This window comes from Streptococcus sanguinis, assembly GCF_050220005.1.
Lineage (GTDB): Bacteria > Bacillota > Bacilli > Lactobacillales > Streptococcaceae > Streptococcus > Streptococcus sanguinis_Z.
Genome location: NZ_CP071413.1, coordinates 304,008 through 320,629 on the forward strand (window position 1 = coordinate 304,008; position 16,622 = coordinate 320,629).

Annotated in this window: 17 protein-coding genes; 11 read left to right on the forward strand and 6 right to left on the reverse strand. The window is 42.9% G+C overall.

All coding sequences use genetic code 11. The features are described from left to right. Positions 1–38 precede the first annotated feature (38 nt). Positions 39–902 (reverse strand): HNH endonuclease, encoded by an 864-nt coding sequence (locus tag J1C86_RS01585; protein WP_231082611.1) that lies wholly within the window; start codon positions 900–902, stop codon positions 39–41. Positions 903–1,167: 265 nt separating this feature from the next. After that, entirely contained in the window at positions 1,168–1,800 is a 633-nt protein-coding gene (def, locus tag J1C86_RS01590) for a peptide deformylase (protein ID WP_072074617.1), read from the reverse strand. 193 nt (positions 1,801–1,993) lie between these two features. Here def and J1C86_RS01595 point away from each other — a divergent pair, with 193 nt between their 5' ends. From J1C86_RS01595 to rpsO, 3 genes are all read left to right on the forward strand, one after another. After that, positions 1,994–3,163 (forward strand): MFS transporter, encoded by a 1,170-nt coding sequence (locus J1C86_RS01595; RefSeq protein WP_125409372.1) that lies wholly within the window; start codon positions 1,994–1,996, stop codon positions 3,161–3,163. An 11-nt stretch (positions 3,164–3,174) separates the two neighbouring features. Then, a complete protein-coding gene (locus tag J1C86_RS01600) occupies positions 3,175–3,903 on the forward strand; it encodes a pseudouridine synthase (protein WP_125409374.1) in 729 nt (242 codons plus the stop codon). A gap of 166 nt (positions 3,904–4,069) precedes the next feature. After that, the gene (gene rpsO, locus J1C86_RS01605) at positions 4,070–4,339 is read left to right on the forward strand and encodes a 30S ribosomal protein S15 (RefSeq protein WP_001018251.1); all 270 of its coding nucleotides are present in this window, start codon (positions 4,070–4,072) and stop codon (positions 4,337–4,339) included. 500 nt (positions 4,340–4,839) lie between these two features. On the opposite strand, the gene J1C86_RS01610 is transcribed toward rpsO, so the two are convergent. Continuing rightward, entirely contained in the window at positions 4,840–5,766 is a 927-nt protein-coding gene (locus J1C86_RS01610) for an alpha/beta hydrolase family protein (RefSeq protein ID WP_125407633.1), read from the reverse strand. 290 nt (positions 5,767–6,056) lie between these two features. Here J1C86_RS01610 and J1C86_RS01615 point away from each other — a divergent pair, with 290 nt between their 5' ends. The 4 genes from J1C86_RS01615 to J1C86_RS01630 all read left to right on the forward strand — a co-directional run bounded on the left by J1C86_RS01615 (position 6,057) and on the right by J1C86_RS01630 (position 7,772). Then, positions 6,057–6,470: a YjdF family protein gene (locus tag J1C86_RS01615; RefSeq protein WP_125407636.1), complete on the forward strand. Its 414-nt coding sequence runs from the start codon at positions 6,057–6,059 to the stop codon at positions 6,468–6,470. Positions 6,471–6,658: 188 nt separating this feature from the next. Continuing rightward, on the forward strand, positions 6,659–6,880 hold the full coding sequence (locus J1C86_RS01620) for a DUF4649 family protein (protein ID WP_002899027.1): 222 nt from the start codon (positions 6,659–6,661) through the stop codon (positions 6,878–6,880). An 18-nt stretch (positions 6,881–6,898) separates the two neighbouring features. After that, complete coding sequence (trxA, locus tag J1C86_RS01625) at positions 6,899–7,213, forward strand: thioredoxin (protein ID WP_125407642.1); 315 nt, start codon at positions 6,899–6,901, stop codon at positions 7,211–7,213. A gap of 250 nt (positions 7,214–7,463) precedes the next feature. Beyond that, on the forward strand, positions 7,464–7,772 hold the full coding sequence (locus J1C86_RS01630) for a hypothetical protein (RefSeq protein ID WP_125407675.1): 309 nt from the start codon (positions 7,464–7,466) through the stop codon (positions 7,770–7,772). A gap of 210 nt (positions 7,773–7,982) precedes the next feature. Here J1C86_RS01630 and J1C86_RS01635 read toward each other — a convergent pair whose 3' ends face one another. From J1C86_RS01635 to J1C86_RS01645, 3 genes are all read right to left on the reverse strand, one after another. Further along, positions 7,983–8,834, reverse strand: coding sequence for a hypothetical protein (locus J1C86_RS01635; RefSeq protein ID WP_125407645.1), 852 nt, complete (start codon positions 8,832–8,834; stop codon positions 7,983–7,985). A 167-nt stretch (positions 8,835–9,001) separates the two neighbouring features. Then, positions 9,002–10,798: an oligoendopeptidase F gene (pepF, locus tag J1C86_RS01640; protein ID WP_125407647.1), complete on the reverse strand. Its 1,797-nt coding sequence runs from the start codon at positions 10,796–10,798 to the stop codon at positions 9,002–9,004. Between the two features lie 114 nt (positions 10,799–10,912). Further along, the gene (locus tag J1C86_RS01645; protein ID WP_125409376.1) at positions 10,913–12,274 is read right to left on the reverse strand and encodes an MFS transporter; all 1,362 of its coding nucleotides are present in this window, start codon (positions 12,272–12,274) and stop codon (positions 10,913–10,915) included. Positions 12,275–12,683: 409 nt separating this feature from the next. Between J1C86_RS01645 and pnp the strand changes: the two genes are divergently transcribed. The 4 genes from pnp (at position 12,684) to J1C86_RS01665 (ending at position 16,621) form a co-directional block, all read left to right on the forward strand. Beyond that, the gene (gene pnp / locus J1C86_RS01650) at positions 12,684–14,885 is read left to right on the forward strand and encodes a polyribonucleotide nucleotidyltransferase (RefSeq protein ID WP_125407652.1); all 2,202 of its coding nucleotides are present in this window, start codon (positions 12,684–12,686) and stop codon (positions 14,883–14,885) included. Between the two features lie 91 nt (positions 14,886–14,976). Beyond that, entirely contained in the window at positions 14,977–15,594 is a 618-nt protein-coding gene (cysE, locus tag J1C86_RS01655) for a serine O-acetyltransferase (protein WP_002899011.1), read from the forward strand. A 30-nt stretch (positions 15,595–15,624) separates the two neighbouring features. Beyond that, a complete protein-coding gene (locus tag J1C86_RS01660) occupies positions 15,625–15,843 on the forward strand; it encodes a YdeI/OmpD-associated family protein (protein WP_125407655.1) in 219 nt (72 codons plus the stop codon). A gap of 13 nt (positions 15,844–15,856) precedes the next feature. Continuing rightward, complete coding sequence (locus tag J1C86_RS01665; protein ID WP_125407658.1) at positions 15,857–16,621, forward strand: nucleoside phosphorylase; 765 nt, start codon at positions 15,857–15,859, stop codon at positions 16,619–16,621. Position 16,622: the final 1 nt, after the last annotated feature.

The following is a 16,622-nucleotide window of genomic DNA, read 5'->3' on the forward strand; positions in this document are numbered from 1 at the left end:
TATTATGAATAAACAATGATAAAGTAGAACTCTAAAGTTTATAATATTTTATTTGATTTTGAGCGGTTACATTTCCAACATAATGTTTGCAAATTATCTCGTGTAGATAATCCGCCTTTAGAAATTGGAATAATATGATCAATTTCTAATAGTAAAAGACTTTGCTCTTTGGTTGATGCACCGCAAATTTGGCATGTATAATTATCGCGCTCTTTAATATAGTTGCGTAATCTATTTGTCATTAATGATCGTTGGGCTTGAATACTTTTATTATATTGAATTTGTTCTAAAAGATATTGACAGACTGCTTCAACAGTTTCGTTGTTAAAGGTTATTGTTGTTCTTTGAGAACTGTTCCCAGAGTTACTTACATATTCAAAAACATATCTAGTATATTCAATATTAATATCAGGAACATTGACTTCTAAATGTTGTATTAAATCTTGTTCGTAATATTTAATGATATATTTTGGGACTTGAACATTATTTTTAATATTTTCAAGCCTATTTTTCAAATTCCCAAGAGTATTTTCTATCCGCGAAATATTTTCGCTAATTTCTTCAAGTTGTTTTAAGCTTTCTTCGCTTGCTTCTATATCGAAATATTTGCATAGGTATTTAATAGGTTCTTCTGAAGAACGTTTAACAATATATAAAGAAGCTGGATAGACTTTATCATTATTATAAGTTCGGATATTTCTATCTCTTCGATAGTTATATCTACTTGTATTTTCAAATGATGCTAAATGAATATGTTCTCCTATAACCTTCTTTGCTTTAAAACAATTATTGTTTGGTATTGACTTAGCATACTCTGCAATGTCGTTAAACTCTTTAATTGTAGATGTAATATTATTTTTTTGTTCTAGAAAATCTGGACTATTAAAATAAAGATTTTTCATCAAATTTCTAATTTTGATGTAAATAATGCAAAAAATAAACGTACCAATTACTGTTATAATTAAACCTAAAAATTGGTTCCATAAAAAAGGTAGCAAAGAAGGTAATAAGGCTAGACATACCAACAAAATAGTGATATCAAAAACCTTTTTTATGAGAATTCCTCCTCCTAAAATTTTTTAAAATAATCTCTTCATTTTTATAAACAATAATAAAACTAGTTTTAAATTATAACATCAGTATTTTCGATAATGATATGCAAGTTATTTACTCAATCACCAACATGCCGTCTTTGACTGCAAATGGGTCTTTTTCATTGATGCGGTCGTAGAACATGATGCCGTTGATATGGTCGATTTCATGCTGAACAACAATGGCATTATAGCCCTTGAGTTTGATACGATGCTTTTGACCGTCCTTGTCAAAGTAATCCACGGTGACTCGCGCATGCCGAACCACGTAGCCAGGTACTTCTCGATCGACTGATAGGCAGCCTTCACCATCGGCTAAGGCTGCATCCTGAACGGAGTGGGCTACAATCTTAGGATTGTACATCAGCGTTTGTAGACTATAAGCTTCCTTAGGTGGATTGCCCTCTTCGTCCTCAGGGTTGGGAACTAAAACAGCGATGAGCCGTTTGGAAATATCCAGCTGGGGAGCAGCAAGGCCAACACCACCGCGCAAGCCCATTTTTTCAGCCATGACAGGGTCCTGAGAATGTTTCAGAAATTGCATCATCTTTTCGCCCAAAATGATGTCCTGATCAGACAGAGGGAAGCTGACTTCCTCAGCGGTAGCGCGCAGGGTCGGATTGCCCTCGCGGATAATGTCCTTCATATCAATTAAATGGGCTGGTTTGGTTAATCGTTCAATAACAGATGTTTTTTCACTCACAGACATGATTCTCTCCTTTTTCTATCCTTCATCATAACATAAAACCTGCAAGAAATAAAGGCGGGAGCGGTTTTGACTGGCTGGTAGTGCCTGATTTTGAATGAAGCCACAGCGACCCATAATATTCCTGACAAAGAAATTGCGTCTTGGCCCAAAAAACTGTATGATAGAGGTAGTGTGAATTTTAAAGGAAAATAGAATGAAAAAATTGATGGAAAAGGTGAGTATCCTCTCGCTTTCTTTGATTCTGACTACGGCTTTTTCGATTTCCAGTGCCCAGTCGGCCATGTTTGCTTTTTATAAAGGGATTCCAGAAAGTTGGGTAGAACTATTGGTTTCCTTGCCTTCGGCTGGGATTATGCTCATGTTACTGTTTAATAGGGCCATTGAAAAATACCTGACAGAGCGTCAGATGATTGTGAGCGGACTTCTGATTTTTTCACTTTGCGGGCTTCTTCCTCTACTTAATCAGTCTTACTGGCTTATGTTTGTATCTCGGCTTGTCTTTGGGATGGGAATCGGTCTGCTCAATGCCAAGGCTATCTCGATTGTTAGCGAGCGCTATAAGGGACAGGAACGCGTTCGGCTTTTAGGACTGAGAGGGTCGGCAGAAGTAGTCGGGACAGCCCTCTTGACTTTTGGAGTCAGTCGACTTCTTCCTCTCGGCTGGCAGGCTGCCTTTCTCGTCTATACCTTCGGGTTGGTGGTTTTAGCGCTTTATCTGCTTTTTGTCCCTTATGACAAGGTCTCTGAAAAGCAGCACGAGCAGTCTGAATGGACTCCTAAGCTAAGCAGTCATGATTGGCAGCTGAGTCTAGCTTTTGCCTTTGTGGCGGGGGTCATTGTGCTGACTTATATTGCCATCAATCTACGCGTGCCGGGGATTGTAGAGAAGTCCGGCATGGGGACGGCCCAGACTGCAGGTGTGATTCTTTCCTTGATGCAGTTGATTGGGATTGCAGCGGGTATCAGCTTTGCTAGTTTGACCCGTCTTTTTAGAGATAAACTGCTGATGCTTTCTGGTCTGGTTTTTGGCCTGACTCAGATTATCATTGGCTTCTCACCTAATCTCTTGTCACTCAGCATGGCTACTATTAGCGCCGGCTTTGTCTATAGTGTCGGTCTGACGACCATTTTTTACACCCTGTCCGAGCGCATTTCTGCCCACCTGCTCAATCAAGCCACTTCTATCGTGATTTTAGGTTGCAGTATCGGAGCAACAGCCACTACTTTTGTCCTCAGCTTCATTGGGAGATTCTCCAACGCTCCAGCTTTTATCTTCAGTGTTTTGGGGCTGGCTATGATTCTGACCTCGCTCTTTGTTCTACGATTTAGCAAAGAAAAGAGCGGAATGGCTTCAGAAAGTTAGGAGGTTATACGATGCGTCTGGATAAATTTTTAGCAGAAAAAGGTCTGGGCTCCCGAGCCCAGGTTAAGCAGTTCCTAAAGAAAGGGCTGGTTTTGGTCAATGGCAGAGCAGAGAAATCACCTAAGACCCAGATTGATGAGACAGCAGATGAGATTGTCGTTTCTGGCCAAAGGTTGACCTATGAAAAATTCGTTTACTACCTTCTCAACAAGCCGCAGGGAGTCATTTCGGCGACAGAGGATGACCGTCATAAGACGGTTCTGGACTTGCTGGACGAGACTGCCCGTCTGAAAGAAGTCTTTCCTGTCGGCCGCTTGGATATTGATACTCACGGCCTGCTCCTTCTGACCAATAATGGCAAGCTAGCCCATGCCATGCTGTCACCCAAAAAGCACGTCGAAAAAATCTACCGAGCTCAAGTGGCTGGCCTGATGAAGCAAGCAGATGTAGAGCGCTTTGCTGCAGGAATAGAACTGAAAGACTTCACCTGTCAGCCAGCTCAGCTCAAGATTTTAGAGCTGGATGAAGCAAAAGAGACTTCTCTCGTAGAAATTACCTTAGCTGAGGGCAAGTTCCACCAGGTCAAGCGCATGGTAGCTGCCTGCGGAAAAGAAGTCACGGATCTTCAGCGCCTCACGATGGGCCCCCTACAGTTGGATCCCGCACTAGCTCTTGGAGAATGGCGGAGGCTGACCGAGGCAGAAATACTTTCTTTAGAAATCTTTGGGGTAGAATTGTAAATGAAAAAGCCTGAATTCCTCATACAAAAGAGTTGAAACAGAATCATTTGACAAAGGTAGTCCTTCTTGGTAGAATAAGTATGTCATAAAGACAAATAACTTCTTCTTGGTTGCAGGCCATGCCAAACCTGCCACTCGGATGAAGCGTAAAGAAAAGGAGTATATCATGGCAATCTCAAAAGAGAAAAAAAATGAAATCATTGCACAATATGCACGTCACGAAGGTGACACTGGTTCAGTAGAGGTACAAGTTGCTGTCCTAACTTGGGAAATCAACCACCTCAACGAACACATCAAACAACACAAAAAAGACCACGCTACTTACCGTGGTTTGATGAAGAAAATCGGTCGCCGTCGTAACCTCTTGGCTTACCTTCGTAAGAACGACGTTAACCGTTACCGTGAGTTGATCAACTCTCTTGGACTTCGTCGCTAATCTTGCGTCTAAAACGTTTCTATACTTCGTTGACTTCGCCTCGATGTACCATTAGTACAATCTTCGCCTCGTCGCCTAGTTTATAAACGTTTTATCCAGCAAGAATCATGATGCTAAGGGCGTCAAAAATCCGTATGAAAATAGGGAAACGACATCGTGTTCGATGAACACAAGGAGTTTCATCTTTTTCACGAGAATTTTAGTCCGAGCTCAAATTAGTTCTCTGATTTCAGAGGGCTTTTTTGTTTTATTAACTCGCTTAGGCCATGTTCAATTGAATACACAAGGTTGAAGCTGCTCTACAAAAGAGTAGCTTTTCTTTTTCACTAGGATTGTAATCTAATCTCAAATTAGTTTTCAAGGTTTTGGAGTACGATTATTCGTCTTTCCCCTTAATTCATTTTAAGCTCTTCAAATATCATTTCCTGGTCTAATTCTTCTAATTTCTCCAAACAAAAAGCTCTTCTATGATTTTAGAAGAACTTTTTCTATCAGCAACTTTACTCTTTCAAGAATTTTTGGATCGTAGGAGCTGCAGTGATAGCAAATCTTTCGTCAATACGATGCTCTCCGCCTTCTACAGTGACCAGCTCTGCATTTGGAATGGTCTGATTCGCTTGAACAGCATACTGGTAGGGCACAACTGCATCATCAGTGCCGTGGATAATGAGGGTCGGAGTTGTGATTTTGGCTTGCTCTGCTCGGATGTCAATGTCTAAGGCATCAATTAGATAAATCTTGCCCAGAGTAATATTATGGTGTGTCAAGCTATCTGGAAGTTGATCGAAGTCAGGACTCCCTAGCTCATGATAAGTCGCTTTGGCATCATCGAAAAGAACGAAAGCTGGAAAGATGAGCATAAGTTTGTGCACGCGGTCCGGATAAGCAGCAGCATAAAGACTGGCAACAACGCCGCCTTGACTGGCACCGAATAAGCTCATTTTGCTTTTATCTACAAAGGCCTCAGAACGAAGCTTTTCCATGACTTGGGTCAAGTCTGTTAGTTTGGTCTTGACCGACATATTCAGCATATCCTGTCCACCGCTTTTCGATTGGCGGCTGCCGCCGTAGAAATCAAAGCTGTAAACCAGATAACCTTGCTTTGCCAACAGCTGGCTGTACATTTCATATTGCTCAAGGGTGTTGTTCAATCCATGTGCGATAACAATAGTCGGCAATTTTTTACTCTTGTAGTCAGAAGGAGCAGTAATCTTTCCGTAGAGCTGCTTGTCATCGTATGAAACGCTGTATTCTTCAGACACGATGTCTTTTGTTGGAGTCGGTTGCTTGTCGCTCTTCTCGCTAGAAGCTGTCTGATAGGTTTCTGACTTTGTAGGAGTATGAAGTGGTTTAGTCTGGGAGAAGTAGAAGAAAAGTACAAGTCCGGCTAAACCCAAAGTTGCCAATAAAGCCCAAATATACTTCATAGTTCTCTCCTTTCAGTATTTGTAGTATTATAGCGGAAATGAATGTATTTTACAAGAAGAGAGCTTTCTTGTTTTTTGATTTTTCTGCCTTTCATACAAGAAAATCCAATTCACTTATCTAAGCGAGATTCTGATAATCTTGAATTTTTTAGAAAATCTTGCTAAACTGTAGCTACTAAGATAAAAACACAGTTCTGGTTGGTAGTCCAGACGCAAAAAATCGATTTTTTGTCAGTAACCTTCCTCCTTGGTTGTCCATTCTTAGGTTTTTTTTAAAAGGAGGTGCTGTCATGGATAAGATTTCAATGACGCTGACAGTTTACTTTGAAGAGGGATTTTGGCACGGTCTTTTCGAGCAAGAACATGCTCAATCTTATAGAGTTTGCCGAGTCACCTTTGGTGCAGAGCCTAGCACGCAGGAATTGTTGGATTTTCTAAACCGTTATTATCATCGGTTGCAGTTTAGTCCTAGCATCAGAGTGAAGGAGAAGACTAAGTTGGTCAGTCCTAAACGCCTGCAGAGACAGGCTAAAAAGGAGCAGATGGCTTCACGTTCTTCAAAGTCTCAGGAAGCGCTGAGTCTGCAATTAGAAGAGCAAAAGAAAATTGCTCGAGTCAAGCGCAAGCAGCAGAAAGAACTGGCTAAGCAAAGGAAATTCGAACTCAAACAGCAAAAACGATTGGAAAAGCACAAGGGGCATTGAGCCTGCTTTTTCTTATTTATATGGGAAAGTCTTCCGATGGGAGGCTTTTTTGTTTATCAGGAAATCGGTGAGTGGCTTGAAAAGCGAAATGATTTCTCCAAGTCGTTTTATTTGACAGATGTAACCAAAGATATTACGATATAATCATAAAATAAAAATTACAAGCGTAGTTTTAAAAAGGAGAGTTTATGATTGAAATCACATATTTGGATGCTGTCAAGCAGGAGCGCAAGATGACCTTTGAGTCTTATCAAGAGTTTGAGCAGTCCCAGCAGGCCTGCTTGATTGGAGTGGCAGATTATTACCCAGTTAAAAAGCTGACTTATAAAGGTCATGATTTGAACTACCAGGGTACTTACGGCGACGTCTTCTTTTTCCTGATGAAGCAGGATTTGACAAAGTTTGACTAAGAATAAAGGAGAAAAATAATGGTAAAAGCAATCACAGATGCGACATTTGAGCAAGAAACAAAAGACGGATTAGTGCTCATTGACTTTTGGGCCACTTGGTGCGGACCTTGTCGGATGCAGGGACCAATCCTTGACAAGCTCTCAGAGGAAGTTTCCGAAGATGAGCTCAAGATTGTCAAGATGGATGTGGATGAAAATCCAGCTACAGCACGCGACTTTGGAATCATGTCAATCCCGACCTTGATCTTTAAAAAAGACGGTCAAGTCGTCAAGCAGCTAGCGGGTGTTCATACTGCCCAGCAGATTAAAGCAATTGTGGCGGAGTTGGGATAAAGTAAGATTACGGTTATATAGGCCTGTTTTAAAATGAGGCTGCTCTTGTTTTGGAGCGGTCTTTTTTATTTCGATTATAACAATAATGAGTCAATTTAAAATTTTTGTTTGAAAATGCATATTTTAAGGTATAATAAGTAGAGGTAAATTTTTTCCAACGGGATCGCGCTATAGAGCCGCATTATTTAAACATAATGGGAACGAGGTAGAGGTTATTATTCAATTATTGACGAATTTTTTCTTTGCTTTCATGGTTTTGACACCATTCATCGCTCCAGCGGTTTTGTGTTTTTTTGTTGGCTGGATGATTCCTAGAGAGCAGATCACACAAAAAAGAATCTTATTAGTATTGGCTTTATTGATCCCTGTTTTGCTTTTAATTTCGTATTTTGCCCCTCAGATATTAGGTCTAGTGTTTTGGAGTCTGATCTGGTTTTTCATCGGGCTGCTGCGAATGAAGAGTTATACTAAGTCACAGTACTGGACAAGATGGCTTATATTGATAGGTTGCTTTGCTATCTATATTTTACTTTATCTGCACTTATTTAGATCTTTTTAAATTTTTTATACAGATTAAAAATCAGCTTGAACGAAATTCAAGCTGATTTTGTTTTTTTATTGCCTCAACTCCTCGCTGTAGGAAATAATCTGTTCAACTGTATCTGACAAGAATTGGATGGTGTCGAGCAGTGGTTTGTCATTTTCTGCATATTGTCTTAAGGATAAAAGAGGTGAAGGGAAAAATCTTTCTTATTCATCTCTTTTTATATTATTCTTTACTTGTGTGTCGTTTTCCAGAGGCAATTGCATCTGCTTCGGTCATGGACACGACTTTGTCAAAACGTGTATTGGATGGCATGTTCTCCATGCTATACCAATATACATCCGCGGTTCCGTTTCGAGCGACATAAACCGTTCTTGTTTGTTGCTGTTCCGCTGCCTGTCTCTCTGCTTCTTGGCGGGCTTCCTCAGCAAGACGTGCTTCTTCAGCTCGTTGATTAATTGCATTTTGAACTCGTCCGATGCGATCCGTCAAGTTAGATTTTGTAGTTGGATCTGCAACGCGTTCGACTGCTGCCTGTGCTGGAGAAATATTTTCTGCGACCTGATTATTTTCAAGCTGTTGGACAGCCTGATTGGCTTCCTCAACAATTTTCTTAGTCTCCGCTTCTTTACGTGCTTGTTCTTCGCGAGCTTTTTTCTCTTCTTCCTGCTTTTGTTTCTGAGCTTCCTTTAACTCTTTTTCTTTACGTTCTTTCTCTTGTTTTTCTTTTTCTTTTTTACTGCTAGATGCTGTAGAGCTGCTAGTTTGTGATGACGATGAGCTAGTTGAGGAACTATTAGATGTAAATTTTGTTACCTGGCTTTGTTCTGTCTGCTCTTTAATAACATCAGGAGTTAACTTCCCTACTGCATAGGTTCCTAATATTCCGACAATAGTGACAGCAATGGCGATATTGCGCTTTTGAATATTCGGTTTTCGTTTAGTGAAACGCCAAATACCAAAGCATCCTCCTAGGAACATCAATGGCATGGTGATTGGTGCAAGAATGATGATGAAGAGAACTGCCAGAACAAGCAGTATTTTCTTCAAGGTCGGCTTTTCAAAAATTTTTTTCATATTAAAACTCCCTTCGGATATTTATCCAAGGACATCATATCACAAAAAGGAAGCGTTTATAATATTTTTTGTAGTAATTGAAAATATAAATTTGATTTTGTTTTTTTTAAAAGAGTAAAAAATCAGACTCAGATGCATAATCTGAGTCTGATTCTAAAGATATGGGCTTACTTCCCCAACTCCTCGCTGTAAGCAATAATCTGATCAACCGTGTCAGACAAGAACTGGATGGTGTCGCGGAGTGGTTTGTCTGTCGAAATATCTGCTCCGATAATCATAGCTGACTCAAGCGGAGTCTTGCTGCCGCCAGATTTGAGCAGTTCAAGCCAGTCACGGGCACCATTTTCGTCATTTTTCAAATGTAGGTAGCCAGCAGTAGAGATGACCAGACCTGCGGAGTAAGTATAGCTGTACAGCCCCATGTAGTAGTGGGCTTGACGCATCCAAGTCAGGGCAGCGTCGTCGTCAATCTCAACGGCATCGCCCCAGAATTCTGTCAAGACTTCTTTCATGATAGCGTTGAGTTTGCTTGCGCCAAAGGTTCCGCCTTCTTCAATCAAAGTATAGACCTTGCGTTGGAAGGCAGCTTCCAGCAAGTGGGTGATGAAGTTGTGGAAGTAAGTATCCGTCAGACGGTGAGCCAGGGCAAATCGTTTCTGGCGTGGGTTATCAAATTGGCGTTCCAGATAATCACTGAGCAGGAGCTCATTAAAGGTAGACGGAGCTTCCACATAGTAGGTGGACATGTGGGCGTTGAAATAGCTTTGGTGATTGTCAGAAAAGATAAACTGACCGGAGTGGCCAATTTCATGAATCAGAGTATAGACATCGCTCATACGGCCAGTCCAGCTCATGAGGACATAAGGGTGGACCCGATAAGGATCTGCAGCATAGCCTCCAGAGTCTTTTCCGGCATTGGCTGCAAAGTCGACCCAGCGTTCTTCTTTGTAGCGGGCAACTTCTTGACAATACTCTTGTCCGAGTGGCTCGACTGATTTCATGACGAGGTCGTAGGCATCATCAATGCTGACTTCGGGATTGAGCTCGCTGTCCAAGTCCAGCTTCCAGTCGGCAAAGGTCATTTTTTCAAGTCCGTTTACCTTAGCGACATGTTTGAGGTATTTCTGAGCCACTGGGGCAAATTCGCTCATGATTAAGTCAATCTGCCGGTCGAACATAGAGCGATCAACTTCTTGCTCTGCCAGTAAGTAGTCAAAGACAGAGTCATAGCCTTTCATGTCAGCTAGCAGTTTTTCAGACTTGACCTGAGCCAGATAGGCAGCAGCAGCAGTGTTTTGATGCTGACGAAGTCCTTCAGAGAAAGAGCGGAAAGATTTTTCGCGAATTTCTGCGTTTTCATGGTTTTGGTAGAAATTCTCATAGGTGACAAAGCTATTTTTGTAAACTTTGCCGTCTACTTCAAAGTCAGCCATGGCAAAGTCACCAGCCCGCATCTTGGTGTAAATATCCTGTGGACTGTAAAAGACCTCTCCCAGATTAGTCAGAGCTTTTTCGACATCTGCTCCCAGATAGTGGGATTTTTTGATTTTAGCCTGGCGAATGGCTGAAGTCAGATGGGGTTCTTGACCTAGTTTTTCTAAGACAGCTTCATCTGCACCGACCAGGGCGTCGTCAAAAAAGCTGAGTGCGACATTGGCCTCGGTCTCAAACTCCATGGCTGCTTGGGCAATTTGCGCAAAGCTCTCGTCGCCAAAATCAGTGGTCTGTGGCATAAAGCCGTAGTTACCGATGTGGCTGATTTGGATATAAATCTGCTCTAACTCAGCAAAAGCCCGCTCAAAATCTTCGAAAGTGCTGAGCTTGCCTTGGTAATCACGGACGAATTTTTTGATATCCTCTCTGGTCTTTTCGATGGCCCGGAGGAAGTCCTCTGGATCTTGGTAAAGGGCTGTTAGGTCCCAGAGTTCATTTTCCGGAAATTCAGAACGATGTTTTTGTTCCATAGTATACTCCTTTTGTCATATATAGAAATAGTATAGCAAAAAATCCCCCAAAATGTCTTTGGAGGAGAAAGATAAGTCAGTATTTTTTAGATGTCTATCACTTAAGGATAAAAGTCAAAGTTTCTTTGCGGCAATTTTTTTAAAAAGCAGTAGATAAGACAAGAATACGAAGATAACCAAGCCCAATAAAAGGGTGAAGACGTTTTGAGTTCCTTTTGTCATATTGGGAGCTTGATTGGCGATGACAGCTGTGACTGCAGTACCTATAGCGCCCGCAAAGGTCTGGGCTAGCTGAAAGAGCGCAGTCGTATCTGCGGTTTTTTCTTTATCAACTTGAGTCGTCGCTAGGGCTAGTGTGTTATTAAAGGCCATGTTTCGCCCCAAGGTAAAGCAAATATAAATCGCAATAACAGCTGTTAAGGTAAGTTCTTTTGTAAAGATAAGGAGCAAGAGTACAGCCAGGAAAAGAAGTGAATTTCCTGTAAAAAGGGTTGGTTTAGGACCATTTCTATCATAGAGCTTGCCAAAGACAGGAGAGAGGAAGGCTCCGAGCATGGTTCCTGGAAGCAGCGCAAAGCCTGCCTGAGCGGTTGAAATGTCTTTTTCTATGACTAGGAAGTTGGGAATCAGAAAATTAGCTGATAGGTTGATAAATTGAAAAATGAAGAAGGGTAAAATAGCCAATAAGACCGTTGGTTGCTTTAAAATCCGAATATCTAGGAATGGATGGTCAATCTTCAAGCTCCGATAGATGAAGCAAGCTAGTGGCACTACACAGAGAACAAGATAGAGCCAATCGATATGTCCTTCTTCTAAGCTGGAGATGGCTACAATGGCAAAGACGAGTGAGCCTGCTAAGAGGAGAAATGAGAGAAGATCAAAGGTGCGTTTCCTAGACTTCTCAGAATTTCTTAAAAAGAAAAAGCCAAGGATAAAGGAAATGATTGGGACAGGAAGAATAAAGGTATAAATCATATGCCAGTCAAAACGACTAATCATAAAACCACCGTAAGTCGGCCCAATTGCTGGTGCTAGGCTGACCACCATCCCAGACAAGCCCATGTAGGTTCCAATTTTTTGCTTAGGAACACGCTCAACAATCAAGTTAAAGAGCAAAGGAATGGCTAATCCAGTAGCTCCTCCTTGCAGGATTCTTCCTACCATCAAGATGGGAAAGCTTGAAGCCAACATGGCAATCAGCGTGCCCAAGCAAAAGTTGGCCAAAGCGGTAAAGAGGATGGTTCGCTCTTTCCAATTGTGGGCTAAGGTTGCTCCTAAAGTAATCGTAATGGCCACTGCTAATAGATACCCTGTCGTAATCCATTGTAACGTTCCCAACCCTAAGCCAAAGACCTTGCTTAGATGCGGGAAGGTTACATTCATACTGGTTTCAGATAAGATGCCTGCAAAGCTGACTAAGGCTGTCGCAAGGAGCGAGAAAAAATCTTTCTTTTCAACTGTTTGATGATCTGGCACGATTGTCTCCTTTATATGTTTGAAATGAGTCACTGTATTTATTATAAAGCAAGAAGTTCTCTTTGAAAAGTGAATAATGGCTATACCGCCATCTTATTTGACGAATCGAAAGGGGAAAAACGAACTCAGCCAGCCAACTATAATCAGCTATAGAAAAGAAAAATAGATTTTCAGTACTTTTATAGAAAAAAGCCATTTCCAGCCTTTTTCTTTTGCCTGAAATTGTGGTAAAATAAGGTCTATACGTGCTTGATACAAAGATGAGGATATAATAAGCTATTAAGGCCATAATTTTAAAATCACAGTGCTAACTGAACATGTCCTATGAGTTGATTAAAGTCTTAATATCTTGATCTTTGTAGCCAAGGCGTATGAAAAAATTTGAGCATGTGCTCGGCAAGGAGTCTTTATGACAAAACAAGTTTTTAAAACCGTTTTTGCAGGTCGTGAACTGGTAGTTGAAACCGGTCAGGTTGCAAAGCAGGCAAATGGCAGCGCCGTTGTTCGATATGGAGAAAGTACCGTTTTAACTGCGGCAACCATGTCCAAAAAGATGGCTACTGGTGACTTTTTCCCATTGCAGGTCAACTATGAGGAAAAAATGTATGCAGCTGGGAAATATCCTGGTGGCTTTAACAAGCGCGAAGGCCGTCCGTCAACGGATGCGACTTTGACTGCCCGCTTGATTGACCGTCCGATTCGTCCTATGTTTGCGGAAGGTTTCCGCAATGAGGTTCAGGTTATCAATACTGTTCTTTCTTATGACGAAGATGCTTCGCCTCAAATGGCTGCTATGTTCGGTAGCTCTTTAGCTCTCTCTATCTCAGATATTCCTTTTAATGGCCCTATCGCAGGAGTTCAGGTCGGCTATGTAGATGGTAAATTCATCATCAACCCTAGCAAGGAACAAAAAGAAGTTTCGCTTTTGGAACTGACAGTGGCTGGTACCAAAGAGGCTATCAACATGGTAGAATCCGGAGCTAAGGAACTTTCTGAAGATATCATGCTGGAAGCTCTTCTCAAAGGGCACGAAGCGGTCAAAGAATTGATTGCCTTCCAAGAAGAAATCGTTGCGGCAGTCGGCAAGGAAAAAGCGGAAGTGGAACTGCTGCATGTTGATGAAGAGTTGCAGGCAGAGATTGTCGCAGCATATAACAGCGATTTGCAAAAGGCTGTTCAGGTAGAAGAAAAGCTGGCGCGTGAAGCCGCAACTCAGGCTGTCAAAGAACAAGTCACAGCAGTTTATGAAGAGAAATACGCGGACCATGAAGAATTCGACCGTATCATGCGTGATGTGGCTGAAATCTTGGAGCAAATGGAGCATGCAGAAGTGCGGCGTTTGATTACCGAAGATAAGGTCCGTCCTGACGGTCGTAAGGTTGATGAAATCCGTCCGCTGGATGCGGAAGTGGATTACCTGCCGCGCGTGCATGGTTCTGGTCTCTTTACTCGCGGGCAAACCCAGGCCTTGTCTGTCCTGACTCTGGCACCAATGGGCGAAACGCAAATCGTGGACGGCTTGGATCCAGAATACAAGAAACGCTTCATGCACCACTATAATTTCCCGCAATACTCTGTCGGTGAGACAGGTCGTTATGGGGCTCCTGGCCGTCGTGAAATCGGACACGGTGCTCTTGGGGAACGTGCCTTGGAGCAAGTCTTGCCTAGCTTGGAAGAGTTTCCTTACGCTATCCGCTTGGTGGCAGAAGTCTTGGAGTCAAACGGTTCTTCCTCACAGGCCTCTATCTGTGCGGGGACTTTGGCTCTGATGGCAGGTGGTGTGCCGATTAAGGCGCCGGTTGCCGGAATTGCCATGGGCTTGATTTCAGATGGCAGCAACTACACGGTTCTGACGGACATTCAAGGTTTGGAAGACCATTTTGGTGATATGGACTTTAAGGTAGCTGGTACTCGCGAAGGGATTACCGCCCTGCAGATGGATATCAAGATTGAAGGAATTACAGCGGAGATCCTGACAGAAGCTCTGGCTCAGGCTAAGAAAGCCCGCTTTGAAATCCTGGGCTTGATTGAAGCGACGATTCCGGCTCCACGTCCTGAGTTGGCTCCAACTGCTCCGAAAATCGACACCATCAAGATTGATGTAGATAAGATTAAGATTGTCATCGGTAAAGGTGGAGAAACCATCGACAAGATTATCGCTGAAACCGGTGTCAAGATTGATATTGATGAAGAGGGTAATGTATCCATCTACTCAAGCGACCAAGATGCGATTAATCGTGCCAAGGAAATCATTGCTGGCTTGGTCCGCGAAGCAAAAGTGGATGAAGTCTACCATGCCAAGGTTGTTCGGATTGAGAAATTCGGAGCCTTTGTTAATCTCTTTGACAAGACGGATGCACTGGTTCATATTTCAGAGCTGGCTTGGACTCGGACTAACAATGTTGAGGATGTTGTACAAATCGGTGATGAAGTGGATGTCAAGGTTATCAAGATTGATGCCAAAGGCCGAGTAGATGCTTCCATGAAAGTATTGCTGCCGCGTCCACCAAAGTCTGATAAGCCAAAACATCATCACGACAAGGGACATCATCCGCGCAAGGAGCACAAAGGTCATAAGGACCATCAAGAAAGCCCTAAAACAGAAGAATAAGAGGTCGCTTATCCCTGTAGACCTCATCAAAAATCGGCAGAGGCGAGCCTAGTTCTCGTCTCTCCTTGTTTAGAGAAGGAAGGAGGCCAGCATGGGTTGGTGGAAGGAATCCATTGATATTGTAAAAGAAAATGACCCGGCGGCACGAACGTCGCTGGAAGTCTTGCTAACCTATCCAGGCATCAAAGCTTTGGCGGCCCACCGCCTCTCGCATTTTTTGTGGCGGCACGGCTTCAAGCTGTTAGCGCGCATGCACAGTCAATTCTGGCGTTTCTGGACCCAGATTGAGATTCATCCTGGCGCTCAGATTGAGTCAGGTGTCTTCATTGACCATGGCAGTGGCTTGGTGATTGGAGAGACAGCCATTGTGGAGAAGGGGGCCATGCTTTACCACGGCGTGACCCTAGGCGGTACGGGCAAGGATACAGGCAAACGCCATCCGACCGTCCGTCGAGGTGCCTTGGTCTCTGCCCATGCTCAAGTCATCGGACCAATTGAGATTGGTGAAAAAGCCAAGGTCGGAGCCGGTGCAGTTGTTGTAGCTGATGTTCCTAGTGATGTGACGGTGGTCGGAGTTCCGGCGAAGATTGTCCGTGTCCACGGTGAGAAAGACGAGCCAACCATTCACGAGGTAGAGGAGAAACGGGAATACTATCTAGACAAGCTAGAGCATGCCCGTGAAGCCAGCCATCATTCATCAAGTCTGTAGAAAAGGCTAGCAAAGTTATCTAAGTAAAATATGACAGGAGGAACCGACATGTCAGATTTATCAGATGCTATTTTGAACCAGGTAGTCCTTGAACTGAAAGAGCGCTTGGACGGTCCTGCCAAGGAGCGTTTTATAAAACTACCGCCTAGCCACCAGCGCGAATGGGCTCGCTATATCAGTGAAGCCAAAAAAGATGAGACCAAACTGCGCCGTCTAAATAAAATGAAGGCGGATTTGCTGGAGACTTAAAGAAAGAGAAGTTATGCTATTAGAGGAATTTGAAGATGTAGCAGCAGTCATTGAGCCAACTGAAAAGCCAGTCCATGACAAGGGTGAGGTATGCGAAACCATTATCCTGTCCTTTAATGGAGAAATTCTGAAACGTTTGGTTGAGTCAGAAGAAGTCTATCCGGGAGGCTATTTGAAAAGTATAAACGGACAGCATCCATGGTATATTTATGGGCAAGGACCTAGTAAGCTAGCAGTTATGTTGGCTCCAATTGGGGCTCCCATGATAGTCGGCCAGCTGGAGGAGTTGGCGGCCAGAGGCTTCAAGAATTTCATCATTCTAGGTTCCTGTGGCGTTTTGGATCGCTCAATTGAGGCGGATAAGATTATCCTGCCCGCAGCCGCATTGCGAGATGAAGGGACTAGCTATCACTATGTTCCACCGGGTGACGAAATCTCCTATGATGAATCCTTGTTGATTAAGCTGGAATCCATCTTTGACAAGCACGATATAGAGCACATCCGCACTAAGTCTTGGACGACTGATGCCTTTTATCGGGAAACGCCTGAGAAAGTCAAGCGTCGCTTGGCTGCTGGAGCCAAAGTGGTGGACATGGAAGCTTCAGCTATCATGGCTTGGAGTCAATTTCGCAAGAGTAAAGTCTATCAGTTCTTCTACACAGCTGACTATGTGGATCATCATAACCGAACCTGGGATGCCCGCCATGAAGAGCGGACAGCTGATGCCATGACTTTTTTCACTATCGCTTTGACAATAGCAAAGGAACTAGAAAGGTAAC

Coding starts and splice junctions, on each gene's coding strand:
- J1C86_RS01585 (WP_231082611.1), bottom strand. CDS start 902: ATGAAAAATCTTTATTTTAATAGTCCAGATTTTCTAGAACAAAAAAAT.
- def (WP_072074617.1), bottom strand. CDS start 1,800: ATGTCTGTGAGTGAAAAAACATCTGTTATTGAACGATTAACCAAACCA.
- J1C86_RS01595 (WP_125409372.1), top strand. CDS start 1,994: ATGAAAAAATTGATGGAAAAGGTGAGTATCCTCTCGCTTTCTTTGATT.
- J1C86_RS01600 (WP_125409374.1), top strand. CDS start 3,175: ATGCGTCTGGATAAATTTTTAGCAGAAAAAGGTCTGGGCTCCCGAGCC.
- rpsO (WP_001018251.1), top strand. CDS start 4,070: ATGGCAATCTCAAAAGAGAAAAAAAATGAAATCATTGCACAATATGCA.
- J1C86_RS01610 (WP_125407633.1), bottom strand. CDS start 5,766: ATGAAGTATATTTGGGCTTTATTGGCAACTTTGGGTTTAGCCGGACTT.
- J1C86_RS01615 (WP_125407636.1), top strand. CDS start 6,057: ATGGATAAGATTTCAATGACGCTGACAGTTTACTTTGAAGAGGGATTT.
- J1C86_RS01620 (WP_002899027.1), top strand. CDS start 6,659: ATGATTGAAATCACATATTTGGATGCTGTCAAGCAGGAGCGCAAGATG.
- trxA (WP_125407642.1), top strand. CDS start 6,899: ATGGTAAAAGCAATCACAGATGCGACATTTGAGCAAGAAACAAAAGAC.
- J1C86_RS01630 (WP_125407675.1), top strand. CDS start 7,464: ATGGTTTTGACACCATTCATCGCTCCAGCGGTTTTGTGTTTTTTTGTT.
- J1C86_RS01635 (WP_125407645.1), bottom strand. CDS start 8,834: ATGAAAAAAATTTTTGAAAAGCCGACCTTGAAGAAAATACTGCTTGTT.
- pepF (WP_125407647.1), bottom strand. CDS start 10,798: ATGGAACAAAAACATCGTTCTGAATTTCCGGAAAATGAACTCTGGGAC.
- pnp (WP_125407652.1), top strand. CDS start 12,684: ATGACAAAACAAGTTTTTAAAACCGTTTTTGCAGGTCGTGAACTGGTA.
- cysE (WP_002899011.1), top strand. CDS start 14,977: ATGGGTTGGTGGAAGGAATCCATTGATATTGTAAAAGAAAATGACCCG.
- J1C86_RS01660 (WP_125407655.1), top strand. CDS start 15,625: ATGACAGGAGGAACCGACATGTCAGATTTATCAGATGCTATTTTGAAC.
- J1C86_RS01665 (WP_125407658.1), top strand. CDS start 15,857: ATGCTATTAGAGGAATTTGAAGATGTAGCAGCAGTCATTGAGCCAACT.